This window comes from Caballeronia sp. EK (assembly GCF_014384845.1).
GTDB classification, from domain to species: domain Bacteria; phylum Pseudomonadota; class Gammaproteobacteria; order Burkholderiales; family Burkholderiaceae; genus Caballeronia; species Caballeronia jiangsuensis.
This window is the reverse complement of record NZ_JACSUE010000013.1, coordinates 132,520-159,120: the sequence shown is the minus strand read 5'-3', so window position 1 is coordinate 159,120 and position 26,601 is coordinate 132,520. Positions and strand designations below refer to the sequence as shown.

28 protein-coding genes are annotated in these 26,601 nt (G+C 59.9%); 14 read left to right on the top strand and 14 right to left on the bottom strand.

Annotated features, from left to right (window positions below):
* Positions 1-440 precede the first annotated feature (440 nt).
* Together IAG25_RS31655 and IAG25_RS31650 are read left to right on the top strand one after the other, a co-directional pair.
* Entirely contained in the window at positions 441-1,034 is a 594-nt protein-coding gene (locus IAG25_RS31655; protein WP_187608351.1) for a hypothetical protein, read from the top strand.
* Positions 1,031-1,717: an RES domain-containing protein gene (locus IAG25_RS31650; RefSeq protein ID WP_187608350.1), complete on the top strand. Its 687-nt coding sequence runs from the start codon at positions 1,031-1,033 to the stop codon at positions 1,715-1,717. Before IAG25_RS31655 ends, IAG25_RS31650 begins: the two co-directional genes overlap by 4 nt.
* Before the next feature lie 189 nt (positions 1,718-1,906).
* Here the strand turns inward: IAG25_RS31650 and IAG25_RS31645 are convergent, their stop codons facing one another.
* The 3 genes from IAG25_RS31645 to IAG25_RS31635 all read right to left on the bottom strand — a co-directional run bounded on the left by IAG25_RS31645 (position 1,907) and on the right by IAG25_RS31635 (position 4,770).
* Positions 1,907-3,382 carry an ISNCY family transposase gene (locus IAG25_RS31645; protein WP_375336552.1) on the bottom strand — a complete coding sequence of 492 codons (1,476 nt, stop codon included), beginning with the start codon at positions 3,380-3,382 and terminating at the stop codon, positions 1,907-1,909.
* Positions 3,383-3,659: 277 nt separating this feature from the next.
* Positions 3,660-3,818 (bottom strand): hypothetical protein, encoded by a 159-nt coding sequence (locus IAG25_RS31640; protein ID WP_187608349.1) that lies wholly within the window; start codon positions 3,816-3,818, stop codon positions 3,660-3,662.
* A 49-nt stretch (positions 3,819-3,867) separates the two neighbouring features.
* Positions 3,868-4,770 carry a LysR family transcriptional regulator gene (locus IAG25_RS31635; RefSeq protein WP_187608348.1) on the bottom strand — a complete coding sequence of 301 codons (903 nt, stop codon included), beginning with the start codon at positions 4,768-4,770 and terminating at the stop codon, positions 3,868-3,870.
* A 122-nt stretch (positions 4,771-4,892) separates the two neighbouring features.
* On the opposite strand from IAG25_RS31635, the gene IAG25_RS31630 reads away from it, so the two are divergent.
* The 5 genes from IAG25_RS31630 to IAG25_RS41665 all read left to right on the top strand — a co-directional run bounded on the left by IAG25_RS31630 (position 4,893) and on the right by IAG25_RS41665 (position 7,926).
* The gene (locus tag IAG25_RS31630) at positions 4,893-5,303 is read left to right on the top strand and encodes a (R)-mandelonitrile lyase (RefSeq protein WP_187608347.1); all 411 of its coding nucleotides are present in this window, start codon (positions 4,893-4,895) and stop codon (positions 5,301-5,303) included.
* A complete protein-coding gene (locus IAG25_RS31625) occupies positions 5,300-5,785 on the top strand; it encodes a (R)-mandelonitrile lyase (protein WP_187608346.1) in 486 nt (161 codons plus the stop codon). The genes IAG25_RS31630 and IAG25_RS31625 overlap by 4 nt, the downstream gene beginning before the upstream one ends.
* Positions 5,786-5,810: 25 nt before the next feature.
* On the top strand, positions 5,811-6,578 hold the full coding sequence (locus tag IAG25_RS31620; RefSeq protein ID WP_187608372.1) for a carboxymuconolactone decarboxylase family protein: 768 nt from the start codon (positions 5,811-5,813) through the stop codon (positions 6,576-6,578).
* A 156-nt stretch (positions 6,579-6,734) separates the two neighbouring features.
* Positions 6,735-7,337 carry an MFS transporter gene (locus IAG25_RS41670; RefSeq protein WP_255504084.1) on the top strand — a complete coding sequence of 201 codons (603 nt, stop codon included), beginning with the start codon at positions 6,735-6,737 and terminating at the stop codon, positions 7,335-7,337.
* On the top strand, positions 7,324-7,926 hold the full coding sequence (locus tag IAG25_RS41665; RefSeq protein ID WP_255504083.1) for an MFS transporter: 603 nt from the start codon (positions 7,324-7,326) through the stop codon (positions 7,924-7,926). Before IAG25_RS41670 ends, IAG25_RS41665 begins: the two co-directional genes overlap by 14 nt.
* Before the next feature lie 340 nt (positions 7,927-8,266).
* On the opposite strand, the gene IAG25_RS31610 is transcribed toward IAG25_RS41665, so the two are convergent.
* Complete coding sequence (locus tag IAG25_RS31610) at positions 8,267-8,521, bottom strand: DUF4148 domain-containing protein (protein ID WP_075583235.1); 255 nt, start codon at positions 8,519-8,521, stop codon at positions 8,267-8,269.
* A 271-nt stretch (positions 8,522-8,792) separates the two neighbouring features.
* Here IAG25_RS31610 and IAG25_RS31605 point away from each other — a divergent pair, with 271 nt between their 5' ends.
* Positions 8,793-9,686, top strand: coding sequence for a LysR family transcriptional regulator (locus tag IAG25_RS31605; protein ID WP_187608371.1), 894 nt, complete (start codon positions 8,793-8,795; stop codon positions 9,684-9,686).
* Between the two features lie 3 nt (positions 9,687-9,689).
* On the opposite strand, the gene IAG25_RS31600 is transcribed toward IAG25_RS31605, so the two are convergent.
* Positions 9,690-10,907 carry an MFS transporter gene (locus IAG25_RS31600; RefSeq protein ID WP_187608345.1) on the bottom strand — a complete coding sequence of 406 codons (1,218 nt, stop codon included), beginning with the start codon at positions 10,905-10,907 and terminating at the stop codon, positions 9,690-9,692.
* A 215-nt stretch (positions 10,908-11,122) separates the two neighbouring features.
* On the opposite strand from IAG25_RS31600, the gene paoA reads away from it, so the two are divergent.
* The 4 genes from paoA (at position 11,123) to IAG25_RS31580 (ending at position 15,449) form a co-directional block, all read left to right on the top strand.
* Entirely contained in the window at positions 11,123-11,821 is a 699-nt protein-coding gene (paoA, locus tag IAG25_RS31595) for an aldehyde dehydrogenase iron-sulfur subunit PaoA (RefSeq protein WP_081851019.1), read from the top strand.
* The gene (locus IAG25_RS31590; protein WP_187608344.1) at positions 11,818-12,768 is read left to right on the top strand and encodes an FAD binding domain-containing protein; all 951 of its coding nucleotides are present in this window, start codon (positions 11,818-11,820) and stop codon (positions 12,766-12,768) included. Before paoA ends, IAG25_RS31590 begins: the two co-directional genes overlap by 4 nt.
* A 3-nt stretch (positions 12,769-12,771) precedes the next feature.
* Complete coding sequence (gene paoC, locus IAG25_RS31585) at positions 12,772-14,970, top strand: aldehyde oxidoreductase molybdenum-binding subunit PaoC (RefSeq protein WP_187608343.1); 2,199 nt, start codon at positions 12,772-12,774, stop codon at positions 14,968-14,970.
* Between the two features lie 125 nt (positions 14,971-15,095).
* The gene (locus tag IAG25_RS31580; protein ID WP_035970206.1) at positions 15,096-15,449 is read left to right on the top strand and encodes a cyclophilin-like fold protein; all 354 of its coding nucleotides are present in this window, start codon (positions 15,096-15,098) and stop codon (positions 15,447-15,449) included.
* Positions 15,450-15,545: 96 nt separating this feature from the next.
* Here the strand turns inward: IAG25_RS31580 and IAG25_RS31575 are convergent, their stop codons facing one another.
* The 9 genes from IAG25_RS31575 to IAG25_RS31540 all read right to left on the bottom strand — a co-directional run bounded on the left by IAG25_RS31575 (position 15,546) and on the right by IAG25_RS31540 (position 24,473).
* Positions 15,546-17,045: an aldehyde dehydrogenase family protein gene (locus tag IAG25_RS31575; protein WP_187608342.1), complete on the bottom strand. Its 1,500-nt coding sequence runs from the start codon at positions 17,043-17,045 to the stop codon at positions 15,546-15,548.
* A 109-nt stretch (positions 17,046-17,154) separates the two neighbouring features.
* Positions 17,155-17,805 (bottom strand): zinc-binding dehydrogenase, encoded by a 651-nt coding sequence (locus IAG25_RS41660; protein ID WP_255504081.1) that lies wholly within the window; start codon positions 17,803-17,805, stop codon positions 17,155-17,157.
* Positions 17,806-17,846: 41 nt separating this feature from the next.
* Positions 17,847-18,176 carry an alcohol dehydrogenase catalytic domain-containing protein gene (locus IAG25_RS41655; RefSeq protein ID WP_255504080.1) on the bottom strand — a complete coding sequence of 110 codons (330 nt, stop codon included), beginning with the start codon at positions 18,174-18,176 and terminating at the stop codon, positions 17,847-17,849.
* A gap of 89 nt (positions 18,177-18,265) precedes the next feature.
* The gene (locus IAG25_RS31565; protein ID WP_187608341.1) at positions 18,266-19,654 is read right to left on the bottom strand and encodes an MFS transporter; all 1,389 of its coding nucleotides are present in this window, start codon (positions 19,652-19,654) and stop codon (positions 18,266-18,268) included.
* A 54-nt stretch (positions 19,655-19,708) separates the two neighbouring features.
* The gene (locus IAG25_RS31560) at positions 19,709-20,266 is read right to left on the bottom strand and encodes a VOC family protein (protein WP_187608340.1); all 558 of its coding nucleotides are present in this window, start codon (positions 20,264-20,266) and stop codon (positions 19,709-19,711) included.
* Between the two features lie 60 nt (positions 20,267-20,326).
* Positions 20,327-21,496: a porin gene (locus IAG25_RS31555; RefSeq protein WP_255504079.1), complete on the bottom strand. Its 1,170-nt coding sequence runs from the start codon at positions 21,494-21,496 to the stop codon at positions 20,327-20,329.
* A 155-nt stretch (positions 21,497-21,651) separates the two neighbouring features.
* Positions 21,652-23,073 carry an aldehyde dehydrogenase family protein gene (locus tag IAG25_RS31550; protein WP_187608338.1) on the bottom strand — a complete coding sequence of 474 codons (1,422 nt, stop codon included), beginning with the start codon at positions 23,071-23,073 and terminating at the stop codon, positions 21,652-21,654.
* 217 nt (positions 23,074-23,290) lie between these two features.
* Positions 23,291-23,581: a DUF1330 domain-containing protein gene (locus IAG25_RS31545; protein WP_187608337.1), complete on the bottom strand. Its 291-nt coding sequence runs from the start codon at positions 23,579-23,581 to the stop codon at positions 23,291-23,293.
* Between the two features lie 94 nt (positions 23,582-23,675).
* Entirely contained in the window at positions 23,676-24,473 is a 798-nt protein-coding gene (locus tag IAG25_RS31540) for an HpcH/HpaI aldolase family protein (protein ID WP_187608336.1), read from the bottom strand.
* Between the two features lie 243 nt (positions 24,474-24,716).
* On the opposite strand from IAG25_RS31540, the gene IAG25_RS31535 reads away from it, so the two are divergent.
* Positions 24,717-25,556, top strand: coding sequence for a hypothetical protein (locus IAG25_RS31535; protein ID WP_187608335.1), 840 nt, complete (start codon positions 24,717-24,719; stop codon positions 25,554-25,556).
* A gap of 36 nt (positions 25,557-25,592) precedes the next feature.
* Complete coding sequence (locus tag IAG25_RS31530; RefSeq protein WP_187608334.1) at positions 25,593-26,453, top strand: fumarylacetoacetate hydrolase family protein; 861 nt, start codon at positions 25,593-25,595, stop codon at positions 26,451-26,453.
* Positions 26,454-26,601 lie beyond the last annotated feature (148 nt).

The window sequence follows — 26,601 nt, the reverse complement described above, 5'->3', positions numbered from 1 at the left end:
ACTGCGCGGCGATTCGACGCGTTGCAATCGTTATAAGGGGGTTAGCGGGTAAACACCGGTGAGCGTTCCAACACCCGGGATATATCGCATGTCACCGAATTCCGCATCTCCAGCTGTTCCCGCCACCAGATCCTTCTTGCTGAAGGTCACCTGTCCCGGCACGCGCGGCATCGTCGCGGCCATTGGCAACTATCTGGCTGACCGCAACTGCTACATCACCGAGATGGCGCAGTTCGACGGCGAGGCACAGGGCCGCTACTTCTCGCGCGTCGTCCTCCATACAGCGTCGTGTTGTCGACAAGACACTCAGCGATTGGGCAGCAATGGCGGGTTGCTCCGAATCGGGTGCTCTTGGCCGCCAACCCGACTCATTGCACCGATACGTCAAACCGTGCATAATCGGTCATGAATGTCATGGAGTTCATGACTGAGGAGCCCATATGAGCGCGCTGGACGGAATTTCGACCCGAGAACTGGCGGCGACCACGGCCCGAGCACTCGGCGCTGATGGCCGGCCCGAGGTGATCAATTACCTCAAAGACGCTTTCGATAAAGTGGTTAGTGGCGGCGTCGGCAATGATCCGCATTACGCGAATCAGCTGTTTTCGGCGGGAAACGCCGATCCACTTGCAGCGGCCCGATCTCGCGGCCGCCGATTCGCCATTGAGGAATATCGAAATCCCGCCAATTTGACACTCCTCGACGCGCGCGACTATGCAGGGCGCAATGAGCGCGCCATTAATGAGGACCGTCAAAAGGGAGCGTTGTACGCGCTGCTACCTGCGGGCAAGGAGCGTGGTTTTCGTTACCCCAAGTGGCAGTTCGACGCTGATGGTTCACGCTTGAAAGCGGTACTTGAACCGTTTGTGTCCGCTAAGGTCAATTCGTGGTCTGTCCATTCTTTTATGCGCACGAAGCGTGAGGAACTCGGCGGGCGCTCGCCCGCGGACGTCATACTTGACTCCAACGCGTCCGTGGCTCGAGTCATCGATTTAGCGGTTGAAGAGGTTGGTGGTGAACAGGGGGCGGCGTGATCAACGAGGTTCACGACGAGTCCCCTGATTCGTGTCCCCTGCCCCCACCTGGCTTTCACACTGCTCGCATCCCTGTTCGAGAAATCGATCTTTCAGTAACGCCGCTGCTGCGTATTCATTGGCGACACCGTGATCCGGTCTATTACAATCGCCGGTCCAGTTCATCTACAGTTTTCCGGTTCGATGCGCCCAATGATGAGTACGGCGTTCTGTATGCGGCCTCGTCCTTCGAGGCGTGTATGGCCGAAACTTTGATGCGTGGCCGCTTCCGAGATGTTGACGCAGGAACGCCGCACGTGATTGATGAGAAGCTCATTACGGATCGCTGTGTAGCTGTACTGGAAATGGAGAACTCCCGCCCGCTGCGTCTTGCGGATCTCACTGAACCCCTTTGGCAGTTGGGATTCGACACGCAGGTTCTCTCAACGCCAAACTATTTCGCTCCGAATAGATGGAGCGCAGCCCTTCACGACAATGACGCAATCTTGGACGGCATCTATTTTCACTCACGCTTCGCAAATGCGGCATCAGTAGCCCTATTCAGCGACCGTGTAAGTCTCGTTAGATGCGGCACCTCAGTTCCTCTTATCGATCATCCATCTCTTCCGGCATTCCTTGACCGTTTCAATATCGGCGTTGCCGATCCAGGCGGTGCTGATTGGCAGGCGGAAGACGCTTTCTAAATCTGGAAACTCTCAGCGCCTGCTACAGAGACGAACGCCAAAAAATCTGCCGATATCGCGCCGAATTTAGCGCTCTAACCGCGCGATAGAGGCTCATTGTCCGTCAAATCGTCAAATCTGGCTCTGAATTCAGTCGTGTCGCATTTCAACAGCATTTGTTGCCGCTAAGTTCAAATGTCGGGGTTGCCGCTAAGTAGAGATGTCGGGTTTCGAACGAATGCTTTGCTTGCTTACGTTCGGATTTCGGGGTTGGGGCGGCGCAGCCGCCCCCCGTTCCCGCATTGCTTTTGCGCTGACTTCGAGAATCGCTTCGTTCATGTCGGCGATGCTCAGTGCGCGTTGCTTCTTCAGTCCTTCAAGCGCCTTCTTGGCTCGAACCTGTTCACCGCGATGCGTGCGTGACGGTGCATCACACGCACGACGATCATCTCGTTTGGCTTGCAGCAATCGTGCGGCTTCGAGTGCATGCGCCAAGCGCTTGTTCTCGACTTCCGTGCCTTGATCAATCCGGGCAATACGGTCGTACGTGCCGCAGGAAAGCACCTCGCCACCAGCCTGAACTTCGACGCAGCCACTCGGATACTCGACCACCTCAACTTGCTGGTGAATCAGTAGGCGATTGGCAGGCGTGTCTTCCAGCAGATACATCACGCGGTCGTATTGCACCGTCAGCGCGTGCGTGACCTTACGCCAGACGCGATATGCCAGCAGTTGCGTCAGATCGTCGTCGGCGCGCAGGGGCCGATGGGCATCGTGGTCGCTGCGTGGCGGCTTGCCGAAACGTTGATTGAAATCAGCGATGAAGGAGGGCGCATAGGCATTAGCCGTCTCCCAGGTGCTGATCCCGCGCAAGCGCAACTCCTTGACCAGCCGGTCCTGCAGGGTCAGGTTGGCGCGCTCGACACGCCCCTTGGCCTGACTCGTATTCGCGCAGAACGCATCGATGTTCAGTTCGTACAAGGCTCGCCCGAACTGCGTCACGCCTTTGCCAGCGGTCTGCGAGCGGTTCTTGACGTAAAAGACGCTGGCCTTGTCGCTGTAGAACGCGACGGGCTTACCGTGCGCGTGCAGATACTTCGACAGCGCTTCAAAGTAACTAAAGGTCGATTCGGTCGCGGTGAAATGCAACGTCATCAGCCGACCCGTGGCATCGTCGATAAATACCAGCAGCGTGCAGGCCGGCGCGCGATCCTCGAACCAGCGGTGATCGCTGCCATCGATCTGGATTAGCTCGCCCAGACACGAGCGGCGGTTGCGGGGCTGGTGAATCCGCGGCGGGCGCTGTTTGCGAGGCACCCAAAGGCCCGCAGCCGTCATCAGGGAACGAATCGTCTCGACGGCCAGTTCAATGCCGTGGCATTCCCGTAACTTCTCGCACGCCAGCGTCGGACCAAAATCGGCATAGCGCTCACGGATCAGCGCGAGCGCACGTTGCGCCACGCCGTCCGGCAGCCGGTGGTTACTCGCGCGTCCGCGCTTGCCGGACACCAGAGCGCGTGCACCGCCCGCACGATAACGCAAGACAAGCCTCTCGATTTGCCGCACGCTCACGCGCAGCCGATCGGCGGCACGGCCTGGCTTGAGTTGGCGTTCGGCGACTGCCTGAATCACTCTGAGTCGGTCCAGTTCGCGCATCGACATGGTGATGGTCCCGGTCGTGTTCATCGCCAGCGCTCCTCAAACGCTTGTCTGGCAACGAAGCTACGTCAAAATGCGACATCTCTATTTGGCAGAAACACGACATTTGAACTTGGGACCTACAGCATTCCTTACCATTATTCCTTTTATGTCAACTATGTAGTAATCCGAAGTGACTACGCTAGATGCCTGGCCCTTGATCTTTCGGAACGCGCTGTCGCAGATCACGCGAATTTTTGCCATCGCGCGGTGGCGTGCGACGACGTCAATAAGAAAGGCACGAACTGCTCACTGACGTGGCTCGCTACCGTCTTCCCAGCAATTCGCTGGTAACCGTCTTGAACGCCGCGAACACGCCGAGCGTCCCGTTGCGCTTGTACTCGAAGGCGTGACGTTCGGCCTGCCCCAGCGACAGCATCTGGTCCTTTCGGTCGAGCGCCGGGATCCCGGTTTTTTCCTCCACGCAGGACACCGCTGCGTGCGCCGGCTGTACTGGGCACTCTTTCCCGACGTTACTGCGGCCGGCGGCGATAGCCCAGCTTCAGCGCATGTACGACGAGTTCGACCGCACGCGACGATTTTCGGCGACTCGGGTAATAAACGTGATGGCCAGCGAAAGTGGGATACCAGTCGTCCAGCACCCAGGCGAGTCGACCTGCCTGGACATGTGGCTCGGCGAGATCCTTAGGCACGTAGGCGAGTCCGAAGTCACAGAGCGCCGCATCGAGCATCTGATAGACGTTATTGAAGGTGAGTTGTCCCTCGACGCGCACCTGCAGTTCCCGTCGCCCCTTGCTCAATTCCCACGGCAGCAGTGAATCTCGCGTCGGCAGGCGAAGATTGATGCAATTGTGAAGCGTCAGATCTGTTGGTGCTTTGGCCCGCGGCCTCGTTGACAGATAGTCTGGCGAGCCCACGATCGCCATGGTCATATCGGGTGCGATGCGCACCGCGATCATGTCTTTGGCCACCTGGTCGCCGAGTCGTACCCCGATGTCATACCGGTCGGCCACGATATCCGACAAGCCATAGTCGTTCACCAGTTCGATTCTCAACTCGGGATACTCGCGAAGAACGGCCTGCACCCGCGGCCAGACATAGGTATTCGCGGCGTAGTCCGTGGTCGTGATCCGCACCGTTCCTGCCGGCCGGTCAGTCATTGCCCGCAAGGATTCGAGCTCCGCCTCGATCTCCTCGAACCGCGGCCCGACCGACGCGATCAGGCGTTCGCCGGCTCCGGTCGGTGAAACGCTGCGAGTCGTACGCGTGAGCAGCGGCAGCCCCATGCGCTCCTCCAGGGCCCGCACCGTGCGGCTCAACGCCGATTGCGACACGCCTAGCTGCGCGGCAGCCCGCGTGAAGTTTCGCTCGCGCGCGACCGCCATGAACGCCACTAGATCATTGAAATCTTCCATCGATTCATGCGCCACAGCATAAGACCATGCCGAGTTTGCCATCTAGTCGCATGAATGGCGAGGCAGTAAATTAGTGTCGTGTGGCATCACGCCAGCAAGACATCGGCTGAGGAAGGAAGATCATGGAATTGAAGCGCGCGGGCTCGCAGCCCTCAATCAAAGGCCCCGACGAATGGTTCACCGGGACGGTGCGGATCGATCCGCTGAACGCTCCGCCGCCACCGGCGCGCGTATCGTGTGCAAGCGTCACGTTCGAGCCGGGCGCGCGCACCGCGTGGCACACGCACCCGCTCGGGCAGACGCTGCTCGTCACGGCCGGATGCGGCTGGACGCAATGCGAAGGCGAGCCGCGCGTCGAGATACGCGCAGGCGACGTCATCTGGTGTCCGGCCGGCCACAAGCACTGGCACGGCGCGACATCGACGACCGCGATGACGCATATCGCCATTCAGGAAGCGCTCGACGGCAAGAACGTCGATTGGCTGGAGAAGGTGAGTGACGAGCAGTATCTCGGCACCGGCGAGCACAAATGATCAGGCTTTCCGCAGCCATCATCGTCTCGGCGGCGTTCTGCGTCTCGCCGGCAGCATCGGCGGTTGCCGGTGAGTCTCCCGTCATAACGATCGCGCACGCGGGATCACAGCCGTCTCTGCCGGGCGGAAGTCAGCGCTTCGTCGGCTCGGTGCGCATCGATCCGCTCTTCCAATCGACATCGCCTTCGCGCCTGTCGGGTGGCATGGTCACGTTCGAACCCGGTGCTCGTACGGCGTGGCATACGCATCCGCTGGGGCAAACATTGATCGTCATGTCCGGAACAGGCTGGATCCGGCAGTGGAGCCAGGAGCGGCGTGAGATCGTCGCCGGCGATATCGTCTCGATTCCGGCGGGCGTCAAGCATTGGCACGGTGCCACATCCACCGCGGGCATGACGCATATCGCACTACAGGAGGCGCTCGATGGAAAAAACGTCGATTGGCTGGAACAGGTCACGGATGAGCAATACCGTTATCCGTAACGAGAAAGTCAGCCGCTTGACATGGATGCTTGCGACGGCAGGAGCGACCGTACTCTTGTCTGCCTGCGTACAACCGCAAAGGACGACAACCATGCAAGAGTCCCCTTCCCTCGCCGATCTCAAGGCGGTATCTCCCGCCTTCGAGCGCTATACCACGCAGACCGTGCTCAATGGTCTCTGGAAGCGACCACAACTCTCGCCGCGCGACCGCAGCATGGTTACGCTTTCCGTGCTGATCGCCCGCAGCCAGAGCGTCGAGATGCCTTTTTATATCAGACTCGCGCTCGATAACGGCGTAAAGCCAGCGGAAATCTCGGAGATGATCGCACATCTGGCCTTCTATGCCGGGTGGGCCAATGCAACCGCCGCATCAGCTATCGCAAAACCCATCTTCGATGAGCGCGGTATCGGATCGGATCGAGTCGCTCCCGCCGACGTAGCCCCGCTGCCACTAAACGAAGCCGCAGAACGGCAGCGCGCGCAGATGGTCGAAGAGAGCTTCGGCGCGGTTGCTGCCGGCGTTGTCCAGTACACGACCGATGTGCTCTTTCGCGATCTCTGGCTGCGTCCGGGGTTGGCGCCTCGTGATCGCAGTCTGATCACCGTGAGCGCGCTCGTCGCAAACGGTCAGGTTGCGCAGATCCCCTATCACCTGAACCGCGCCATGGACAACGGGCTCACGAAGGACGAAGCGTCCGAAGCACTGACGCAGTTGGCATTCTACGCGGGATGGCCGAACGTCTTCTCAGCGATGCCAGTGTTCAAAGACGTGTTCGCGAAGCGCGCAACATGACCATCATGCCGGCTTACAGCGATCGCGGCCGACACTCCGGAGCCTTAAGGAAAGCTTCACCAAAGGAACGACCATGACTAGAACATTAACGGCAAAGTAATCGTCATTACCTGCGCCATCAGCCGACGCCGAAGGTCGCACGATAGGAGCTGTTTTATGGTCGAGTCACGTTCGACAGAAGATGACGGGCAGTCCGTGCTTGCGACGCTGACGCCGGTGATGACCGCAGTTCTCGCCGGCTTCACTATCATCGGCGTAGCGCTTCCTGTACTGCCCTTACACGTGAACGATGATTTGGGCTTCGGTCCATTTGTCGTCGGCCTCGTGGCCGGAGCACAGCTTGCCGCCTCGCTCTTCTCGCGAGTGTGGGCGGGGTCATATTCTGATAGGCGCGGTGCCAAGCGCGGCGTGCTCGTCGGTCTTGTCGCTGCGGCAGCGGCCGGGCTGCTGTACTTGCTGTCCCTCGCTTTCGTGAAGGCACCAACGCTCTCCGTTTCAATTTTGCTTGTCGGCCGCGCCGTTCTGGGCGGGGCGGAGAGCTTCATCATCACCGGTGGCGTCGCCTGGGGGCTTGGGCTCGTCGACAGACATCATGCCGGGAAAGTGATCGCCTGGGTGGGAACGGCGATGTTTGCAGCCATGGCGCTGGGCGGTCCCATTGGGATCCTGCTTTACGAGTCATTCGGTTTTTCTGCGATCGCACTTTTAACGACGCTGCTTCCCTTGATCGTGCTGGCTTACCAGGATGCCCGCAGTTGAGTCGCAACCGCACGGGGAGCAGGCCTCGTTCAATTCGATCCTGACGGTCGTCTGGCTGCCCGGTCTAGGCGCGGCGCTAGCCAGCGTTGGATACTGCGCAATACTGGCGTTTAGTTCGTTGTTCTTTACGGCGATGCACTGGCAGCCAGTGTGGATCGGCTTCACTGCCTTTGGCGTCGCACTGATCGCGGCCCGCACGGTTGCGGGCCATCTTCCTGACCGGTTCGGAGGGGCGAAGGTAGCGGCTGTATTCGTCGTCATTCAGGCGATCGGCCTGCTGCTCATGTGGATGGCGAAGACGACGTTGCTAGCGTCCGTAGGGGCCGCCCTTGCCGGATTCGGTTATTCACTCGTGTATCCAGGGCTCGGCGTCGAGGCAGTCAGGAGCATAACGCCCAAGAATCGCGGAATGGCGATGGGCCTCTACACTGCCTTCCTCGATGTCGCCATGGCTGCAGGCGGCCCGGCGCTTGGATGGATCGGCGCGCGGGCCGGCCTGCACGCAGTTTTCCTGGTCGCCGCGGTCATTGTCGCCTGCACTGCTGGGGTGGCTATCCAACTGCTACGTCAGAATCGCGTAGCTGTGTGAACTCACAATGCAGCTTGTTAGCGTCCCGCAGGCTCTTTGAGCGTTACCCCTTGAGGTCGACAAAGCAACGTTCACGTGCGCTCATCGTCGAAACCGACGTCTGAAAGTCGCACGTCCTGCTTGGGCGAATGCCTGTTGATGGTCTATTGCCGAAGATAGCTGTTCCAGCGCGGCGCATCCACACCCGGCGCCGCGCCATGATCTTCCTACTCAAGCTTGAGCCAGACGCGTGCGCACTGCGTCACTCATTCAGAGCGCGCTAAAGCGCGTGAAAACCAAACTCCATCACTGACATCGCAACGTGATGCCAGTCTTTATATGTGCGCCCGTGAGAGCGGTACTATTCACTCGTCACTGCAACTTCGTTGGTAACGGAAGGAATCGATCGCTCGGCGATCATGCGCGAGCCTTCTACCCTGGCCGATGCTGCCTGCGCGTCGTCAACCCAGGTGCGAGGATTCTGACGGGCCGGGTTATAGCCAGCGGCCTTATACGAAATCATCTCTCGTTGAACGTCCTCGCGTGAGAGTGGTTGCGATGTTGCGAATGTCGAATAGGCAGACATGGCAAACAGAAGTGCAGTGGCGGCCTGCATAGATTTACTTCTACGGGTCACACGTATTCCTAATATCAAAGAGATTGAGATAACACTCCGTGATGCATTCGTGCGAGGCGGGGTCGCCTTTCCGAGCGCCGCGAACATGTGCGACGTCTAAATCCACTTTACATCTTCGTTTCTATCTGATTAAGTAGCAGCGTATGCTTGCGGTTATGAATACCACTCATGAATGCATTTCCTCCTGCTTTGACTCGCAGTGCGCGAAACGTGGCGCATTCATTTCGACGAAACGGCTACCTCAGATGTCATGGCCCGCGATAATCTCAGCGATATAATCGTTTTTCTCGCGGTCGCCCGCGAGCAAAGCTTCACGCGCGCGGCAGCGAAACTCGGTGTCTCGCAATCGGCGCTCAGCCACACCATTCGCGAACTCGAAGCTCGGCTCGGCGTGCGCCTGCTCACCCGCACGACCCGTAGCGTGTCGATGACGGCGGCGGGCGAAGCGCTCTTTCAGACCGCCGCTCCGAGAATCGAGGAGATCGATGCCAAGCTCGCCGCCCTTTCAGAATTTAGCGAGAAGCCTGCAGGCCTCATCCGCATCACGGCCACCGATCACACCATCGACGCCATCGTCTGGCCGAAGCTTCGTGCGGTGCTGCGAGACTATCCGGAGATTCAGGTGGAGTTGACCGTGGACTATGGACTCGTCGACATCGTGGAAGACCGCTACGACATGGGCGTTCGCTTCGGCGACCAGGTTGCCAAGGACATGATTGCCGTGCGCATCAGTGCCGACGTGCCGATGGCGATCGTCGGCGCGCCGGCGTATTTCAAGCGCAGACCGCTTCCGCGCTCACCGGAGGATCTGTTGAAGCATGACTGCATCACATTGAGGCTCACGACGACGAAAGGAATCTATGCGTGGGAGCTGCAAAAGGGCAAGCGCGCCGTTCAGGCACGCGTGAGCGGACAGATGATCTTCAACTCTCAACCGCAGATGATCCGCGCCGCACTTGACGGCTACGGCCTGGCGTTTGTTCCGGAGGAGGCGGTCCAGCCTCACATCCGGAGCGGGAAACTGCAGGCTGTGATGAAAGATTGGTGCCCCAGCTTTCCAGGCATGCACGTCTACTACCCGAGCCGGCGTCAGAGCTCGAGGGCGTTCACGATCGTGCTGGACGCGCTGAGGCATGCGCGGTGAGTCTCATACGTTCGACGCGCGTGCGGCACGCGACGATTCACGATCGACCGCGGCACGGTTCGTACGCGAGGTAACCGCCGCCATCATCGCGCCGCACACGAGCAGCGCAGCGGACAGCCCGAAGGTCGCACGATAGCCACTGCCGTCGAACAGCACACCGCCGAGCGTCGCGCCAAGCGTAATGGCGAGCTGAATCACGGCGACCATAAGTCCGCCACCGGCTTCGGCATCGCCCGGAAGCGTTTCGGAAAGCCACGTAAACCAGCCTACCGGCGCCGACGTCGCGATCAACCCCCACGCGCCAAGCAGCACCGCGGTCGTCGCAACGGAACTGCCCGACACGATCAGCGCGAGCGCGATGCCGCTCATCAACAGCGGTATGCCAACCAATACCCGATGCACGCCCTTACTCAACAGCTTCCCGACCAGGATGGTGCCTGCGAGACCGGCAACGCCTATGACGAGCAGAATCAATGAAAGCACAGACACATTCGCCCTCGTCACGTTTTCGAGGTACGGACGCAGATAGGTGAACAACGAAAACTGTCCCATGAACAGGAGCGCCACCGCGCTGACTCCGCACCGCACTCGCGGGTCGCCGAGGAGACGGAGGACACCGCCTTTCGCGCCGGTTTCGAGCGCTGGAGGCAGCTTCGGCAGGGTCCACGCTTGCCAGACCAGAGCCAGCGCGGCCAGCGGCACCACGCAGAAGAACGCGCCGCGCCATCCGACGATCGAGCCGAGAAAACTTCCCGCAGGCGCAGCAACCGCCGTGGCCAGCGCCGTACCGCCCTGCACGATCGCGATCGCGCGCGGCACGAAAGACTGCGGCGCGATCCGCATAATCACGGCGGTGTTCATGGACCAGCAGCCGCCGATCGACACGCCCAGCAATGCACGCCCGAGCATCAGCACGGCGTAGCTCGGTGCGATGGAAACGAGCACGCCCGAGGCGACCATCAGCGCAGTCAGCGTCAGCAGGACCTTTTTGCGGTCCAGACGCCTGGTCAAGTTCGAAACGCTAAGGCTCGTCACAACGGCAAGGAAGCCGGACACGGAAATGGCCTGACCTGCCTGTCCGTCGCTCAGGAAGAGTTCGTGAGCGATCGGTGTCAGCAGACTGACCGGCAGAAACTCCGATGCGACGAGGGCGAATGCGCAGAGCGACATGGCAAGCACGGCGCTCCACACCTGTCTGTTCGAGAGGGTGGATGGAGTCATCAAAGAGTTTTAGTGCGTTCGATGCGCCGGGCGACAAGGACAAAAACCGCGAGCCCGGTAGACAACGAGCAAATTTACACGCACCTGACTATCTGATTAAGCCATAAAAAACGATCGAGCCTATGCACCTGGCTCATGAATCGCACTTCATTTCGGCTTTAAGATCTGACGATCAATCAGACTTCCACTGCACGCGCATCCGAGGAGAACGGTTCATGAATCCCAGTCCCCCGCAGGCCGATAAGGTCGTCGAAGACGTCGAGCTAACCGACCACAGCCCGAAAATCAGCCGGCGCAGTCTGCTGAAACTGGCCGGATCGGGCGCCGCATCGTTGAGTGTCGTGTCGATGCCAATGCGCGCGTTGTCGGCTGAACAAGTTCGTCCGGCAGCCGAAGGCGTGTCGACCGCGAAGGTCACGCTGCATGTGAACGGCACGCAGCATGAACTGTCCCTCGACACCCGCACCACCCTGCTCGACACGTTGCGAGAACACCTGCATCTGACCGGCACGAAAAAGGGTTGCGATCACGGACAGTGCGGCGCGTGCACGGTGATCGTCGACGGACGGCGCATCAACTCGTGCCTCACGCTTGCCGTGATGCACGAGGGTGCCTACGTCACGACCATCGAAGGACTCGGCAAGCCGGCAAAACTGCATCCGATGCAGGCCGCGTTCGTGAAGCATGACGGTTTCCAGTGCGGCTACTGCACGCCCGGACAAATCTGCTCCGCGGTTGCCGTGCTCGACGAAATCAAGGCAGACATACCGAGCCACGTCAGCGCGGATTTGCTCGCCAGGCCGCGTCCCACCAATCTGGAGTTGCGCGAGCGCATGAGCGGCAACATCTGTCGCTGTGGCGCGTATTCTAATATCGCGGAAGCGATGGCCGAAGTGGCGGGGAGGCTGGCATGAAACCCTTCACTTACGAGCGCGCATCGAGCCCGGCCGCGGCGGCGGCTGCCGTGCAACATACACCCGGCGCGAGTTACATCGCAGGGGGCACCAATCTTCTTGATTTGATGAAGCTGCAGATCGAGACGCCGTTGCACCTCGTCGATATCAACGGTCTCGGCCTCGACCGGATCGAGGCGACGTCCGAGGGTGGACTCAGGATCGGCGCGCTGGTGCGCAATACGGGGCTCGCGGCGCATCAGAGCGTGCGGCGTGACTATCCCCTGCTCTCTCGCGCGTTGCTTGCGGGTGCATCGGGCCAATTGCGCAACAAAGCGACGACAGCGGGTAACCTGCTGCAACGCACGCGCTGCCCTTACTTCTACGACACCAATCTGCCGTGCAACAAGCGCGCACCCGGCAGCGGCTGTGCGGCAATTCACGGCAGCAGCCGGTCGCTAGCCGTGATCGGCGGCAGCGAAGCCTGCATCGCGACGTATCCGGGCGACATGGCGGTCGCGATGCGCGCGCTGGACGCGACCATCGAGACTGTGCGCGCCGATGGCATGGTGAGGAGCATCCCCATCGCCGACTTTTACAGATTGCCGGGCAACACGCCGCATGTCGAGAACGCGCTGGAACCCGGCGAGCTGATCACGAGCGTGACATTGCCGAAGCCTGTCGGTGGCACGCACGTTTATCACAAGGTGCGGGATCGCGCCTCCTACGCCTTCGCGCTGGTCTCGGTCGCCGCGATCGTGCACAAGGACGGTACGGGGCGCGTGGCGCTCGGCGGCGTCGCGCCAATGCCATGGCGCATCCAAGAAGCCGAAGCCGCGTTGCCGAACGGCGCGCGTGCGGTGATGTCGCGCCTTCTGGCCGACGCGAAGCCGACGCATGACAATGCCTACAAGATCACGCTGGCCGGGCGCACGCTCGACGCGGTGTTGACCCAAGCCAGGAGCTGAGCGATGAAATTCGACACCCCTGCCACCGATAACCCGATCGACCGATTGACGCACATCGGCCGCGCGACGGATCGTATCGACGGACGTCACAAGGTGACGGGCACGGCGACTTACGCCTATGAGTGGCATGATCCCTCGCGCGATCCGGCGTATGGTTTCGTCGTGGGCGCGGCGATCGCGCGCGGACGTATTGCGTCGATGGATCTCGCAGCCGCAAAGGCATCGCCCGGCGTGCTGGCGATCGTTACCGCCGACAATGCCGGTGTCCTGCAGACGGGTGATTTCAACACCGTCAGGCTGCTCGGCGGTCCGCACATCGATCATTATCATCAGGCCGTGGCGGTGGTTGTCGCCGACACTTTCGAGCAGGCGCGCGACGCCGCCCAGAAGATTCGGATCGACTACATACGCGAAGACGGACGCTACGACCTTGCCGCAGCCAAGGACTCGGCGCCGATGGCAGGCAGCGGATACTGGGGCGAGCCGGCGACGCGCACTGGAGATTTCGACGGCGCATTCACTGCTGCGACCGTGCGCCTCGACGCCACTTACACCACGCCCGACCAGAGCCACGCGATGATGGAGCCGCATGCATCGATCGCTGCGTGGACCGGGGAGCGGCTTACTCTATGGACATCGAACCAGATGATCGCCTGGGGTGCGGGCGACGTCGCAAAGACGCTCGGTATCCCGCGAGAAAACGTGCGGATGATCTCGCCGTTCATCGGCGGCGGCTTCGGCGGCAAGCTTTTCGTGCGCAGCGATGCGCTTCTCGCGGCGCTCGGCGCAAGAGCTGCGCGCTGCCCCGTGAAGGTCGCACTCACGCGCCCGCTGATGTTCAACAACACGACGCATCGGCCGGCGACGATCCAGCGCATCCGTATCGGCGCCGATGCAGGCGGCAAGATTACGGCGATCGCGCACGAAAGCTGGTCCGGCGACCAACCGCACGGCCAACCGGAAACCGCAGTAGCGCAGACGCGCCTCATCTACGCAGGCGCGAACCGCATGACTGCGATGCGCCTCGCGACGCTCGATCTGCCCGAGGGCAATGCAATGCGCGCACCGGGAGAAGCACCGGGCTTGATGGCGCTTGAAGTCGCCATGGACGAGATGGCCGAAAAGCTCGACATCGATCCGATCGAATTTCGCGTCATCAACGACACGCAGGTGGACCCGGAGAAACCGGAACGTCCGTTCTCGCAGCGTCAGCTCGTAGAATGCTTTCGCGTCGGCGCCGAGCGTTTCGGCTGGCAGAAGCGCGACGCGCGTCCGGGCCAGGTGCGTGACGGTCGCTGGCTAATCGGCGTGGGCACGGCCGCGGCCTTCAGAAACAACATTGTGATGAAGTCGGCCGCGCGCGTGCGTCTCGACCGTCGCGGCATGGTGACGGTCGAGACGGACATGACCGATATCGGCACCGGCACCTACACGATCATCGCCCAGACGGCGGCCGAGATGATGGGCGTACCGCTCGAGAAAGTCTCCGTGCGCCTGGGCGACTCGACGTTTCCGGTGTCGTCGGGATCGGGCGGCCAATGGGGCGCCAACAGTTCGACCGCCGGCGTCTACGCGGCCTGCATGAAGCTGCGGGAAGCGGTAGCGGCGCGGCTCGACATGCAGGGCCCGAACGTGGTCTTCATGCGCGAGCAGGTTCGCTCGGGAAAGCGCACCGCGAGGCTTGCTGACGCCGCGGCGTCGGGTGAGCTCGTCGCCGAAGATACGATGGAATACGGCGACCTGTCGAAGCGTTATCAGCAATCGACGTTCGGCGCGCACTTCGTCGAAGTCGGAGTCGATGCGGTGACCGCCGAGATTCGCGTGCGCCGCATGCTGGCGGTCTGCGCGGCCGGGCGCATTCTCAATCCAAAGGCCGCGCGCAGCCAGGTGATCGGCGCGATGACGATGGGAGTGGGCGCGGCACTCATGGAAGACCTCGTGGTCGACAGGCGGCACGGTATGTTCATCAACCACGATCTGGCCAGCTACGAAGTGCCCGTCCACGCCGACATTCCCCATCAGGAGGTCGTCTTTCTCGATGAACCCGATCCGACCTCATCACCGATGAAGGCGAAAGGCGTCGGTGAACTTGGACTATGCGGAGTAGGCGCGGCTATCGCGAATGCGGTGTATAACGCGACCGGCGTGCGCATGCGCGACTATCCGCTTACGCTCGACAAGCTGCTGGCGGGGATGGCGTGATCGCACGGCACACACTCTTGCGACGACATCTCGCACGTGCATATCTGCTTGGTGTCGTAACCCTGATGCTGTCGGCTCACGCATCAGCCAACGATCAATCGAAGCCCGGGACCCAGGAGCACACGATGCAGATAGCCGTGAAGTTCGATGATCAAACGATCATAGCCGAACTGGAAGACAACGCGACCAGCCGCGATCTCCTTGCGCAGTTGCCCCTGACCTTGAGCTTCGAGGACTATCACGCCACGGAAAAAATCGCTTACCCACCGCGAAAGCTGGCCACGTCGGAGGCTCCAGACGGATACGATCCCTCTGTGGGAACCATTGCCTACTACGCACCGTGGGGCAACATCGCATTGTTTTACAAGGACTTCGGCTACTCGAAATCGCTGGTCAATCTGGGAAGGATCGTTTCGGGCCTGGACGCCCTCGCGAAGGCCCGCACCTTCAAGGCCACCGTCGAGCGCGTGACTGACTGACACCCGAAAAATTGCCACTTCTCCCTCGTCGCCGCCAGCCTCTTCCCATCCAATCGTCGACGCGTTTCGGGCCCGGACTGAGGATCGCCAGCAAGTCTAGGTATTGATATACACGCACTTGCTGTACAGGTAAGTATCCAGATGTGCACGGCCTCCCTTCGCGCCGTAGCCACTCATCTTTGTCCCACCGAAACCTACGAGCGGATCGATCAAGCCATAGCAGTTCACCCACATCACGCCCGTGTGAATCCCCTTCACGACTCTGAGAGCCTTTGAGATGTCACGCGTCCAGACTGCCCCACCGAGTCCGAATTCCGTGGCATTGCCCTGAGTGATTGCGTCCTCGACAGTGTCGAAAGGGATGACCGACATGACCGGACCAAAAATCTCTTCCTGTGCGATCCTCATGTCATTGTGGACGTCCGCGAAGACAGTGGGGCTCACAAAGTAGCCGTCGGCAAGCGATCCCTGGAGCCGTTCGCCGCCGCAAACCAGCTGGGCGCCCTCATTTGCTCCGATCTGCACATAGGACATGACCTTCTCAAGCTGGTCGTTCGAAATCAAGGGCCCAAGCTGTGCCTCAGGATCGAGACTGTGACCAACCTTGATTGATCTTGCGAAGAAAGCCGCGCGCTCGCAGAATTCCTTGACGATCTCGCGCTGAACGAAAACCCGGGTTCCCGCGAAGCAGATCTGTCCGGAGTTCGCGAACACACCCATCGCCGCGCCCTGCACCGCCTTGTCCAGATCGGCGTCGGCAAAGATGATGTCAGGTGATTTCCCTCCCAGTTCCAATTGAAGCTTCTTGATGTTCACCTTCGATGCGTCGATGATCTTTCTTCCGGTTTCAGTCGAGCCGGTGAAGGCAATGCGATCGACGCCAGAATGCCGCGCGAGCGCCGCGCCCGCCACATCACCGCGTCCAGTGACCACGTTGACGACGCCAGGGGGAAGCCCCGCCTCTTGCAGCAGTTCGGCGACACGCAACACGCTAAGCGACGCGTCCTCGGCTGGCTTGAGGACGGTGGTGCAACCGGTCGCCAGCACTGCACCCAGCAGCCACCACTGGCTGCCCAACGGCCCATTCCAGGGGATTATCCCGCCCACTACGCCCACCGGCGCTTTGAGCGACATCGTAACAACCTCTCCCGGAAGCCCGTTTTGCAACGTTTCACCGGCGATGTTGCTGCTCTGCGAAGCAAGGAACAGAATCATCTTGAGAACCGACGCCTTCGTCGCACGCGTTTTCGATATGGGTGCGCCCATGTCCACTGACTCGATTTCCGCAAGCTCGTCGAAGTTGCGATCCATCAACTCGTGAACGCGATAGAGCAGTGCCTGCCGCTCGTACGGAGTCCAGCTGCTCCAAGGTCCCTCGAATGCTGCGCGCGCCGCGCGAACCGCTCGATCGATGTCTTCCTCGCCGCCGGCTGCCAGTTGGCCGATCACCACACCGGAAGACGGATTTCTGATCTCGAGCTGCTCCTCGGAGACGCATGGCGCGGTTTGCCCGTCGATCAGCAATCCATGCTGGCTCCTCGACAGAAATCGAGTGGCCGCGGCGCCGAGTTGAGAAAGAGAATTTTGGGTACTCATACCGTCGTCCTTCATTAACCAGTCATGTCCCATCAATCTGGGAAAAAGTGGACCTAGCATCGCGAGGCATCCCTACCCTCCGCATGCCGGATCCGCTAGCGCCTCGGCTTCAGAACGTGAACACGCCCTTGCCTCCGGATTGACGATTGAATGTCTCGTACGCGAGTTCCGCCTGGTCGAGCTTCCACTCGCTCGTGAACAGCGCGTCAACGTTCAGGTTTCGCTCGACGATGAAATTGGCGCACGCGTGCTGTGCCTGAATCGACATGGTCCACGACGTCATGATCTTGAGTTGCCGGCGCAGCATCGAGGCCACGGAGAGGCTAACCTCGGCACCGATACCTACGAGACAAACAGTTCCCCAGGGACGCACACAGTTGAGGGCATCGATCCCGGCTGACGCCGCGCCAGCGGTCTCGAGCGCCATACTCGCTCCCCGGCCGCCGGTGAGGTCGCGAATACGCTCAGCTACAGTGCCCTCGAGTGGGTTGATGACATGATCGGCACCGAACTCCTTCGCCTTACTTCGACGACTTTCATCGATGTCGAGAGCGATCACTTCGGCGCCCTGTGCCTTTGCAAGGAGCGTTGCGGAAAGACCGACCGGGCCTTGTCCGAAAACAGCGACCACGTCGCGTCCGGTTATGCCCATGCGTTCAAATGCGCCCCATGCGGTGCCTGTGCCGCACGAGATTGCGGCACCCGCTGCGAAGCTGAGCCGCTCATGAAGTGGAACGAGCGTATCGGCCGGCACTTTCATGTAGGGCGCATGGCCACCGTGAGCATCCGTTCCGTACACCGTCACAGGCACTGTTCGGCACATTTGGGGCCAGCCCGAACGACAATCTTCCAACCCGCACATCCTCGATAGTGATGTACCATCACGCGAGCGCCGATGCGAGCGTGCGGACTTTGAACGCCCGGACCTATGGCAGCGACGATTCCGCACGGTTCATGTCCGCCAATGATGATGGGAGACGCCGGGTTGCTGGCGCGCCGATAGAAATGGAGGTCGCTGCCGCACATGCCCGACGCCTTGACCTCGATGACAACCTCGCCCGGGCCCGGTGTCGGATCCGGAACTTCAATCAGTTCGACCTTGCAGTCGCCACGAAACGCAATTCCGCGCATGATATTTTTCCCGCTAAGAAGCGTCGATATTGAATTCGCGCGAACTCATCGCGATGTCGACGCCCATATTCAGTTCAAGGTGTAGACAGTCAGATGTTGCTCTGGACTTTGGCCGCGTCTATCAAATCGTTCTCAGGAGATGCGTCGGGCTCGACAGCTTCGAGCGACTTCTTGTTGGTTTCGATGCCGGCTACGGCGAGGACCAAGGCAACAAGAATGTACAAGCCCGATACAGCACCGATTACCCCACCGATCCCGTAGTGCTTGAACACATCGAGAATCACGAAGGGTCCGCCGATCAGGCCGATGCGGCCGGCGGTCTGCGCAAAGCCGGCACCGCGAAAACGGTACTCGGTGGGGAACAGTTCAGGCGTGCCGCCCAGACCGAGAATCAGCGCCACAGCAACGCCACCCACGAGGAAAAAGCCGCACAGAGTGATCGAAACGGGCGACGTCAGGAACGGGTACACAGCGCACAAGGCCGCGCAGTACACAGCCGCGAGCGCCACGCCCCAGCGACGGCCGAGTCGATCTGCGATGAACGCGCATAGGAATGGACCGGCGACATAGCCGCCCATCATTGCCGCATTGAAACCGAGCGAATGGGTCACGCTCATGCCCTGACTCACAAAGAAGGTCGGCATCCATCCGGTGATCGTGTAGGAGCCGAACAACACGATCACGTTCACAACGAGCGCAACCAAGGTCCGACGGATCACCGGTCGGGTAAACAGCACCGAAACGTTGACGCGGGGCTTCGCTGGCGTCGCCGCTACCGGCGTCACCGGCGCGATCGGCGCTGTTACACACGCTTCCTCTTCGATGCGACGGAGAATCGCATCTGCCTCTTCGCCTCGACCAACGCTCTCGAGCCATCTCGGTGATTCAGGAAGATGACGACGCAGATACCACAGCCAAAGCGTACCGACACCGCCGATAACGAACATCGATCTCCAGCCGAGGTGCGGAATCGCGACCAGCCCAACGACCGAAGTCACAAAAACCCCTGCGCCGGTGATGACCCCGAGCAGCCCCAGATAGCGCCCACGCTTCTCTGGCGGCACGAACTCGATGACCATCCCGTAGCCCATCACATACTCGGCGCCCATGCCGATACCCATCACGAAGCGAATGCCGATGAGCCAGTACATGGAAGGCGCGAACGCCGATACGAGGGCCATCACGCCAAAGATAGCCAGATTGAACTGGTAGGCGAACAGGCGGCCGAAACGATCGCTCAACCAGCCTGACAACGCCGCGCCGATGGTGAGTCCGAGAAACGTCGCGGACATGAAATACGAGTTAAGCTGCAACGTCGACCAACCATCGTGCAGCATCGCCGCGAGAACGGAACCCGACAGCGTGTTATCAAACGAGTCAAAAAACATACCCATGCCAACGAGCCATAACACTCGACGATGGAATGGGCCGATCGAGAGGCGGTCCAATCTGGCGCCTGCGTTCACATTGGTCATCATGATGGACAACTCCTGAATTACCTGAAAGAAACGATGTTCGTGGTTCGGTCGGTCTCAATGGATTTGAGAAATCCCATCGGCGCTTGATCCATGATGAATCGCCAGATCCGCTGGCTTATGCGTGAACTGCGAATATTCGCTCGGGCTGAAAAACCTCTCGCTCGCGGAATACGTCAGGCCTGGTTCGATTGCTGGCAGAAGTTCAGCTTCTTCGGCCTCGTTAAAGCTGAGTTCGAGCTTTATGCCGTTCGGGTCGTGAACGAATAGTTGCCAGACGGCGCTACCGCTCAGATGTTGTTCACGAAAGGAGAGGCCGAGTCGAACCAATCGGTCTCTATAGCCTGAATAGCCACGGGCGTGAAACGCGACATGGTCAACCGCTCCGCGGTCGTTGTCCGTGGCGATGGTTCCGGTTACGCCCGCGGCCGCACGTTCGGAATACACATGCAACACGGCGCTTCCGCCTGGCGGAAGGCCCATCCATGCTCCGGAGAAAGCCAGTCCGCCGGGCCTGGATACCTCGACCAAACCCAGCGCGTCCCGGTAGAAGCCAACGGTCGTATCCAGATCGCTGGCACGGATTGCAATGTGGAAGATGTTGCCTATGATCATGAAGTGTCTCCTTCGATACCGCTCGCGACTCTCGGGGTCGCTGCCGTTCGGCTGCCCGGACTAGAACTTGTGAACCAGGCCTACGGCAACCGCTGCCATGCTGCGTGAGGATGACGGCGTCGCGTTGAACGTGTCGCCGATCGTAGCAGTCGCATTAATGATATTGCCAGCACCACGCGTACCCAATGTTTGTCCGGCCGCTCGGGTATATCCCTCCAATGCGTAAAACGCCGTTCTCTTTGAGAGCGAGTAATATTCGCCGAGGGTGAATTGCTGATACCGGGCACTGTCCGTGATCCCATTGGCTTCGGTGGCGCGCGTGTAGCTGTATCCGGCCGCCAGATCCAACGCAACCGCGGGCTTCCAATGAAGCGCGACACCGCCGGTGTTGAAGATCGCCAGGTCGCGAAATGCGGAACCGACGCCGGGAATGTACTGCGTGTTCGTATAAGTACCGCGGATGTCGAGCGACGAAGTGAACGCATACATCGCCCCCACGGCGAAGCGCTGTTGACCCTGAGCGGTCTGATATCCATTCGTCAACGCCGACACGCCCGCCTGCGCCCCGTTGTTCGAGGTGGTCGACGCCGCGCCGAACGGTCCACCGCCGAGCGTCGAGTTGTTGATCCTCGATATCCCCACACCTGCCCCAAAAGGACCAAGATCGTATCGAGCCGCAACGCTCCACGACGATCCTTGATTGAAGCTTCCGGCAACGCCGCCGAACGAGTATGAGCCACTCGCAGTGAACCCTGCAAAGGCTGGCGAGGTATAGAGCAGCGTATTGTTGGTTCGATAGACAGTGTCAAGTCCGTCGACGTCGCCTGGGTGAGCGCCAAAACCGGTGAGTTGAACGGTCGGGCCGAACGGATACATGATGTGGTAGTAAGACATGTACTGTCGACCGGCCGTCAGGCTACCGTATGCCGGATTGGTCAATCCCACGAAGGCCTGCCTGTTGAAGATGAGCCCGTCGGTGGTCGCCGCACCATTCAGGCTGTTGAAGCCTGCTTCGATTGTGAAAATTGCCTTGTTGCCGCCGCCGAGATCCTCGGCGCCCTTGAGCCCGAAGCGGCTTCCGTACCAGACCCCGGTGATCATCTTCACGACATGCTTGCCGCCGCTGTTGGAGCCAAGCGTCGATTGGTTCGAGGCGTATGCGAAACCGTTGTCCAGAATGCCGTAAAGCGTTACGCTGCTTTGCGCGAGGGCCGGCATGCTCGCAAACATGGCCGCGCTACCTGTGAACGCGAGTTTGAGACACGTAGATCTTCCCACCGTCATCCTCCAAGATTTTTATAAGTATAGGTTTATTAGTATGGCGAATCATTATCCGTATATCGCCCGCTTGTCCTTACCACCTGCCTCCTTGAGTCTCTGTCGCGCTAGTCCTCGAAACCGATCATGGCTTTCACTTCGAGATACTCTTCCAGACCGAACACGCCCATCTCACGGCCGTTCCCTGACCGCTTGTATCCGCCCATCGGCGCCGCAGGGTTGCTCGGAACGCCGTTCAGGAAGACGCGCCCCGCGCGGATCCGTGAGCCGACCGCGCGTCCGCGCTCGCGGCTCGAGCTAAAGACATAGCCACCCAGTCCGTACGCGGTCCCGTTGGCAATCTCCAGCGCCTCTTCATCTGTGGAATACGAGATGACCGCGAGTACGGGACCGAAAATCTCGTCCTGGGCGATCCGCATCGTTGGCTTCACGTTGGCGAAGATCGTCGGCTTAACAAAATATCCGCGTTCAAGCCCGTCGGGGCGTCCTCGACCACCTGTAATCAGACGAGCACCTTCGTCGATACCCAATTGGATATACATTTGGATGCGCTCGAACTGCGCCGCATTCACAACCGGCCCCATCGACGACGAAGGGTCAAGTGGATCGCCGACTCGCATCTTGCGCGCCTCGGCCTGGAGCATCTCGAGAAGCTCTTCCCGCTGGCGTTCATGAACCAGAATGCGTGTAGGCGCATGGCACGACTGACCGGAATTCGCGAATGCACGCGCCACATTCCATTGCGCGGCAGCGCGAAGATCCGCATCGTCCAAAATGATGTTGGCGGATTTGCCGCCTAGCTCCTGGCAGACTCTCTTGATCGACGGAGCCGCTGCCTCGGCGACGAGGACACCGGCACGCGTCGATCCCGTGAAGGACACGAGGTCGACGTCCATATGCTTGCTCAACGCGTTGCCGACAGTAGGGCCATCACCGTTGACGAGGTTGAACACGCCTTTCGGGACCCCGGCTTCGTCGAGGACTTCCGCGAGAAGAAGCGCCGTGACCGGCGTGAACTCACTCGGCTTCAGAATCGTCGTGCACCCGGCGGCAAGCGCGTACGCCAGCTTCGTCGCGATCAACTGGATCGGCCAGTTCCACGCGGTGATCAGTGCACATACGCCGATCGCCTCGCGGCGAACGATGTTGCCGTCGATTCGCGTCTCGAAGTCGTAACGGCGCAGCGTGGCGACTGCCTGTTTGAATGACGCCAGCGAAGCCGTCGTGTGAATTTTCTGGCTAACGGGAGTGCCGAGTTCCTCGGTGACCGCTGCGGACAATTCGTCTTCCCGCGCGCCGAATCGCTCGATGATCCTCTCGAGAAGCGCGATCCGCTCTTCCTTCGACGTAGCGCTGAACAGCGCAAACGCTGCACGAGCCGCCTTGACCGCCCGATCCACATCTTCGGCCCCGCCCAAGGCGACGGTCGCAAAAGGTTTTTCAGTGGCGGGATTGATCAACGTCCACTTTTCATCGACTGCGGGCCGAACCCATTCGCCGTCGATATAGATGTCGTCGTAGGACCTCACTTCGCTCCTCCTGGAATTTTAGGTACCGCGTGCGCGTCAAAGACGGGTTGGCTTTCCGCCGCATCCCGATGCCTGTCTGACGACCTTTTCCGCGAGCCGCATGGCAGGCAATCGACGCTCGGATCGCCGTCAGGTCCTTCTATTGCTCGACTCGACGCCATCACGCCCTGCTCATACTCGTCGCTCGAGAAGCGAGCGCCAATCGCATCCGGAAAATTCAGCTTGCCTCGATGATCCGGATGTCGCGATCCGCTGCATCGCCCAGTGCTTCGAGCGCAGCCTGATAGGCCGCCCCGTCGTGCGTGGCAACTGCCTGCTCGAGACTGTCAAACTCGATCACGATCGTGCGCTCCTGCAGCCCTTGCTCATACACTTGCGCCGGGACGCCACGGGCAAGAAAGCGGCCGCCGCCCCCCTGGATGGCCGGGCCCGCGAGTTTGCCGTACGCCGCGAGCGCGTCGGCATTCTTGACAGCTCGGTACGCAGCGATCCAATAGGCCTTCGACATAACACCTCCAATTGCACAGTGTGGGCTCACACTGAAGTAAAAATTCGGCTGCTTGCAGATGCGCGCCGTGTTTGACCAACCTGACCTGAAACCTTCAAAGCGCCCGCATGCGCTTCGCCTTCTCTGTGGCGGCGCTCGCCAGGAACGAGAGATCCGTCCCGGTTGAGATATAGCGCGCCCCGCGTTGCACGAGTTCCTTGAGGAATTCGGGGCTGCCACTCAGACCACCGATGCCCAGCCGCTTCCCGTGCTTGTCGCAAGCCGCCTGGCAACGCGCGAAGGCGTCCTTGATACGGTCGTGCTGCAACTGGCCGGCAATTCCAAGCGACGCGCACAAATCGTTGGTCCCGACAAACAACATGTCCACGCCCTCGACACCAGCGATCGCGTCGACGTTCTCGAGCGCCTCGGCCGTTTCGATCATGACCGTGACCATCGTCGCGGCGTTCATGGCGGAGAACAGTCGCTCGGTCGGCACGCTTCGAAATCCAATGTGCGGCAGTCCGCCGGTAAAAGAGCGCGTTCCGAGTGGCGGATATTTCGCCGCATCCACAACGGCCGCTGCTTCTTTGGCCGACTGAATGTGCGGCGCGATGACGCCGAGCGCGCCTCCATCCAGAACCCGCGTAATGTAGTCTGGCGAAACGCTCGGCACTCGCACGAATGGCGCAATGCCCTGCCCCAATGCTGCAAGACAGATCTGCGAAGTCGTTTCGATCGAAAAAGTGCTGTGTTCGAGATCGACGTAAAGCGAGTCGAAGCCAGCCGTTTTTGCAATCAGGGCGATTTCCGCGGTGCGCACCAGCCGCACCGTCATGGAAAGCACGACTTCATTAGCCGCCAGCTTGTCTTTTACGGAATTACCAATTAATTCCGTCGCCATGTCGCTCATCGATTAAGCTCCTTTTGAAACAACTTCATATAACGTAGTTCGCGGTAATTCAGTTGAGCCGCCTTGTTTCGATACCATGATCTGCACCAGGAAGCGCAGAGTCAAGCACTGGGTTGAAGGTAATAACCCCCGGTTATATCCGATTCCGCCCTAATCTGGTTTATGGCGCTCTGCAAACCTAGACTGATGGCAAGCGGCGAGGAAATGTCTCTCGCACTCGTGTACTGACAGAGGAGCGGAACAGTGAAAGTAACTGAAGCGGCTAAGGTCGGATCGGGAAATGTGGGGAATATGCGTGAGGGTGTGCTGACGCAGAAGTTCCTGTTGACGGGCGACGACGATATGCCCAACAACTATGTGCTCAACGTTGGACGGACAGGCGCTGGCGGGTGGCAAGCGCCTCGCCATCGCCATAATTTCGATCAGATCCGCTATGTCATCAAAGGAGCTTTTCCTTACGCCAAGGACAAGACGCTTCCGGAAGGATGGATCGGATATTTTCCCGAGAGCGTGTACTACGGTCCCCAGGACCGGCCGGAAGGGCTCGAGATGGTCGTGTGCCAGTTCGGCGGCGCCAGCGGCAACGGATATATCAGCGTGGAGCGTCGGGAAGCGGCAAACGAAGTATTGAAGGCCAAAGGTCAGTTTAAAGACGGCGTATTCACGTACTTCGACGAAAATAATAAAAAGCATAATCAGGATGGTTTCGAGGCGTGCTATGAAGAAGTGACCGGAAAGAAACTGGAATACGCGAAACCTCGCTATCATGATCTGGTCTTGATGAACCCGGAAAGCTACGACTGGCTCCCGGATTCCGAACCAGGTGTTTTCTCGAAATGGGTCGGCACTTTCACCGAGCGAAGTACTCGGATCGGATTTGCAAGGATCGAAGCCAATTCCGTTTTTTCAGCGGGCTTGCAGGAATCAACCGAATTGATGTACCTAGTCAAAGGCCGCGTCTCTGTGAACGAAAAAGAGTACGGGCCGCAATCTGCATTCGAATTCAAAGCGAATGAAGGTCCGATCAAGATTTCCGCATTGGAACAGACCGAATTTCTTCGGATCGTTCTGCCTAAATTCTAGTTTCTGATTATTGATTTGCATTTCAGGAGAAACTGCATGAGGTTCGCACGCTTTTCGTTGGGTTCGACCGAACAAATTGGTCTTGTCGATCTGGAGAAGTCCGTTATTCGGCCGCTGGGCGCCGAAGCTCAGAACATGGTTCAGGTCATCGCGCAGACGGCAGAGTTGGCTTCCGCGGCGGCCGACAGCGAAGCAATTCCGCTTGACGAGGTAAGGCTGCTGGCGCCGATCGTTCCTCGCCGTAACGTCTTCTGCGTCGGGAAGAACTACCGCGAGCATGCGAAGGAGTTTGCGGGCAGCGGCTACGAGTCTGGTGCGGTCAAGGGCGCGGAGATCGATGAATACCCCGCGGTCTTCAGCAAGCCCCCGTCCACGATCGTTGCCTCCGGAGATGATGTGCAGTTGCATGCGCACGTTACCCAGTCCGTCGACTACGAAGCCGAACTCGCAGTCATCATCGGTAAGGGCGGTCGCGACATCAAGGCTGAGAACGCCCTCGACCATGTTTTCGGTTACACGATCGTCAATGACGTGACCGCTCGTGACCGTCAACGTCATCACAAGCAGTGGTTCCTCGGCAAGTCCCTCGATACGTTCTGCCCGATGGGGCCGTGGATCACGACCGCCGACGAGGTGCAGTCGGACCAGCTGAAAGTCCAATGTTGGGTCAATGACGAGCTCCGACAGAACGCCAACACGCGGGATCTGATCTTCTCCATTCCGACACTCATCGCGACGATCTCAGCCGGACTCGCCCTCGAGCCTGGCGACGTCATTGCGACCGGTACGCCGGCTGGCGTCGGCATCGGCTTCACGCCAGCGCGATTCCTGCAGAAGGGCGACGAAGTGAAAATATCGATCTCGGGTCTGGGAACCCTGACCAATCGTTTCGTGTAAGGGAACACGACAGGACCATCGCACCGCGTCATCCGAAAGAGAAGTGTTGACGGAGAAGTGACGGCCGGCGTTCTCTTCGGAGCCGCTCGACCTGTCGGTCCGACTATGGGGCAATCATCGCGTTCGAAACCCCGTAAGATAACGACAG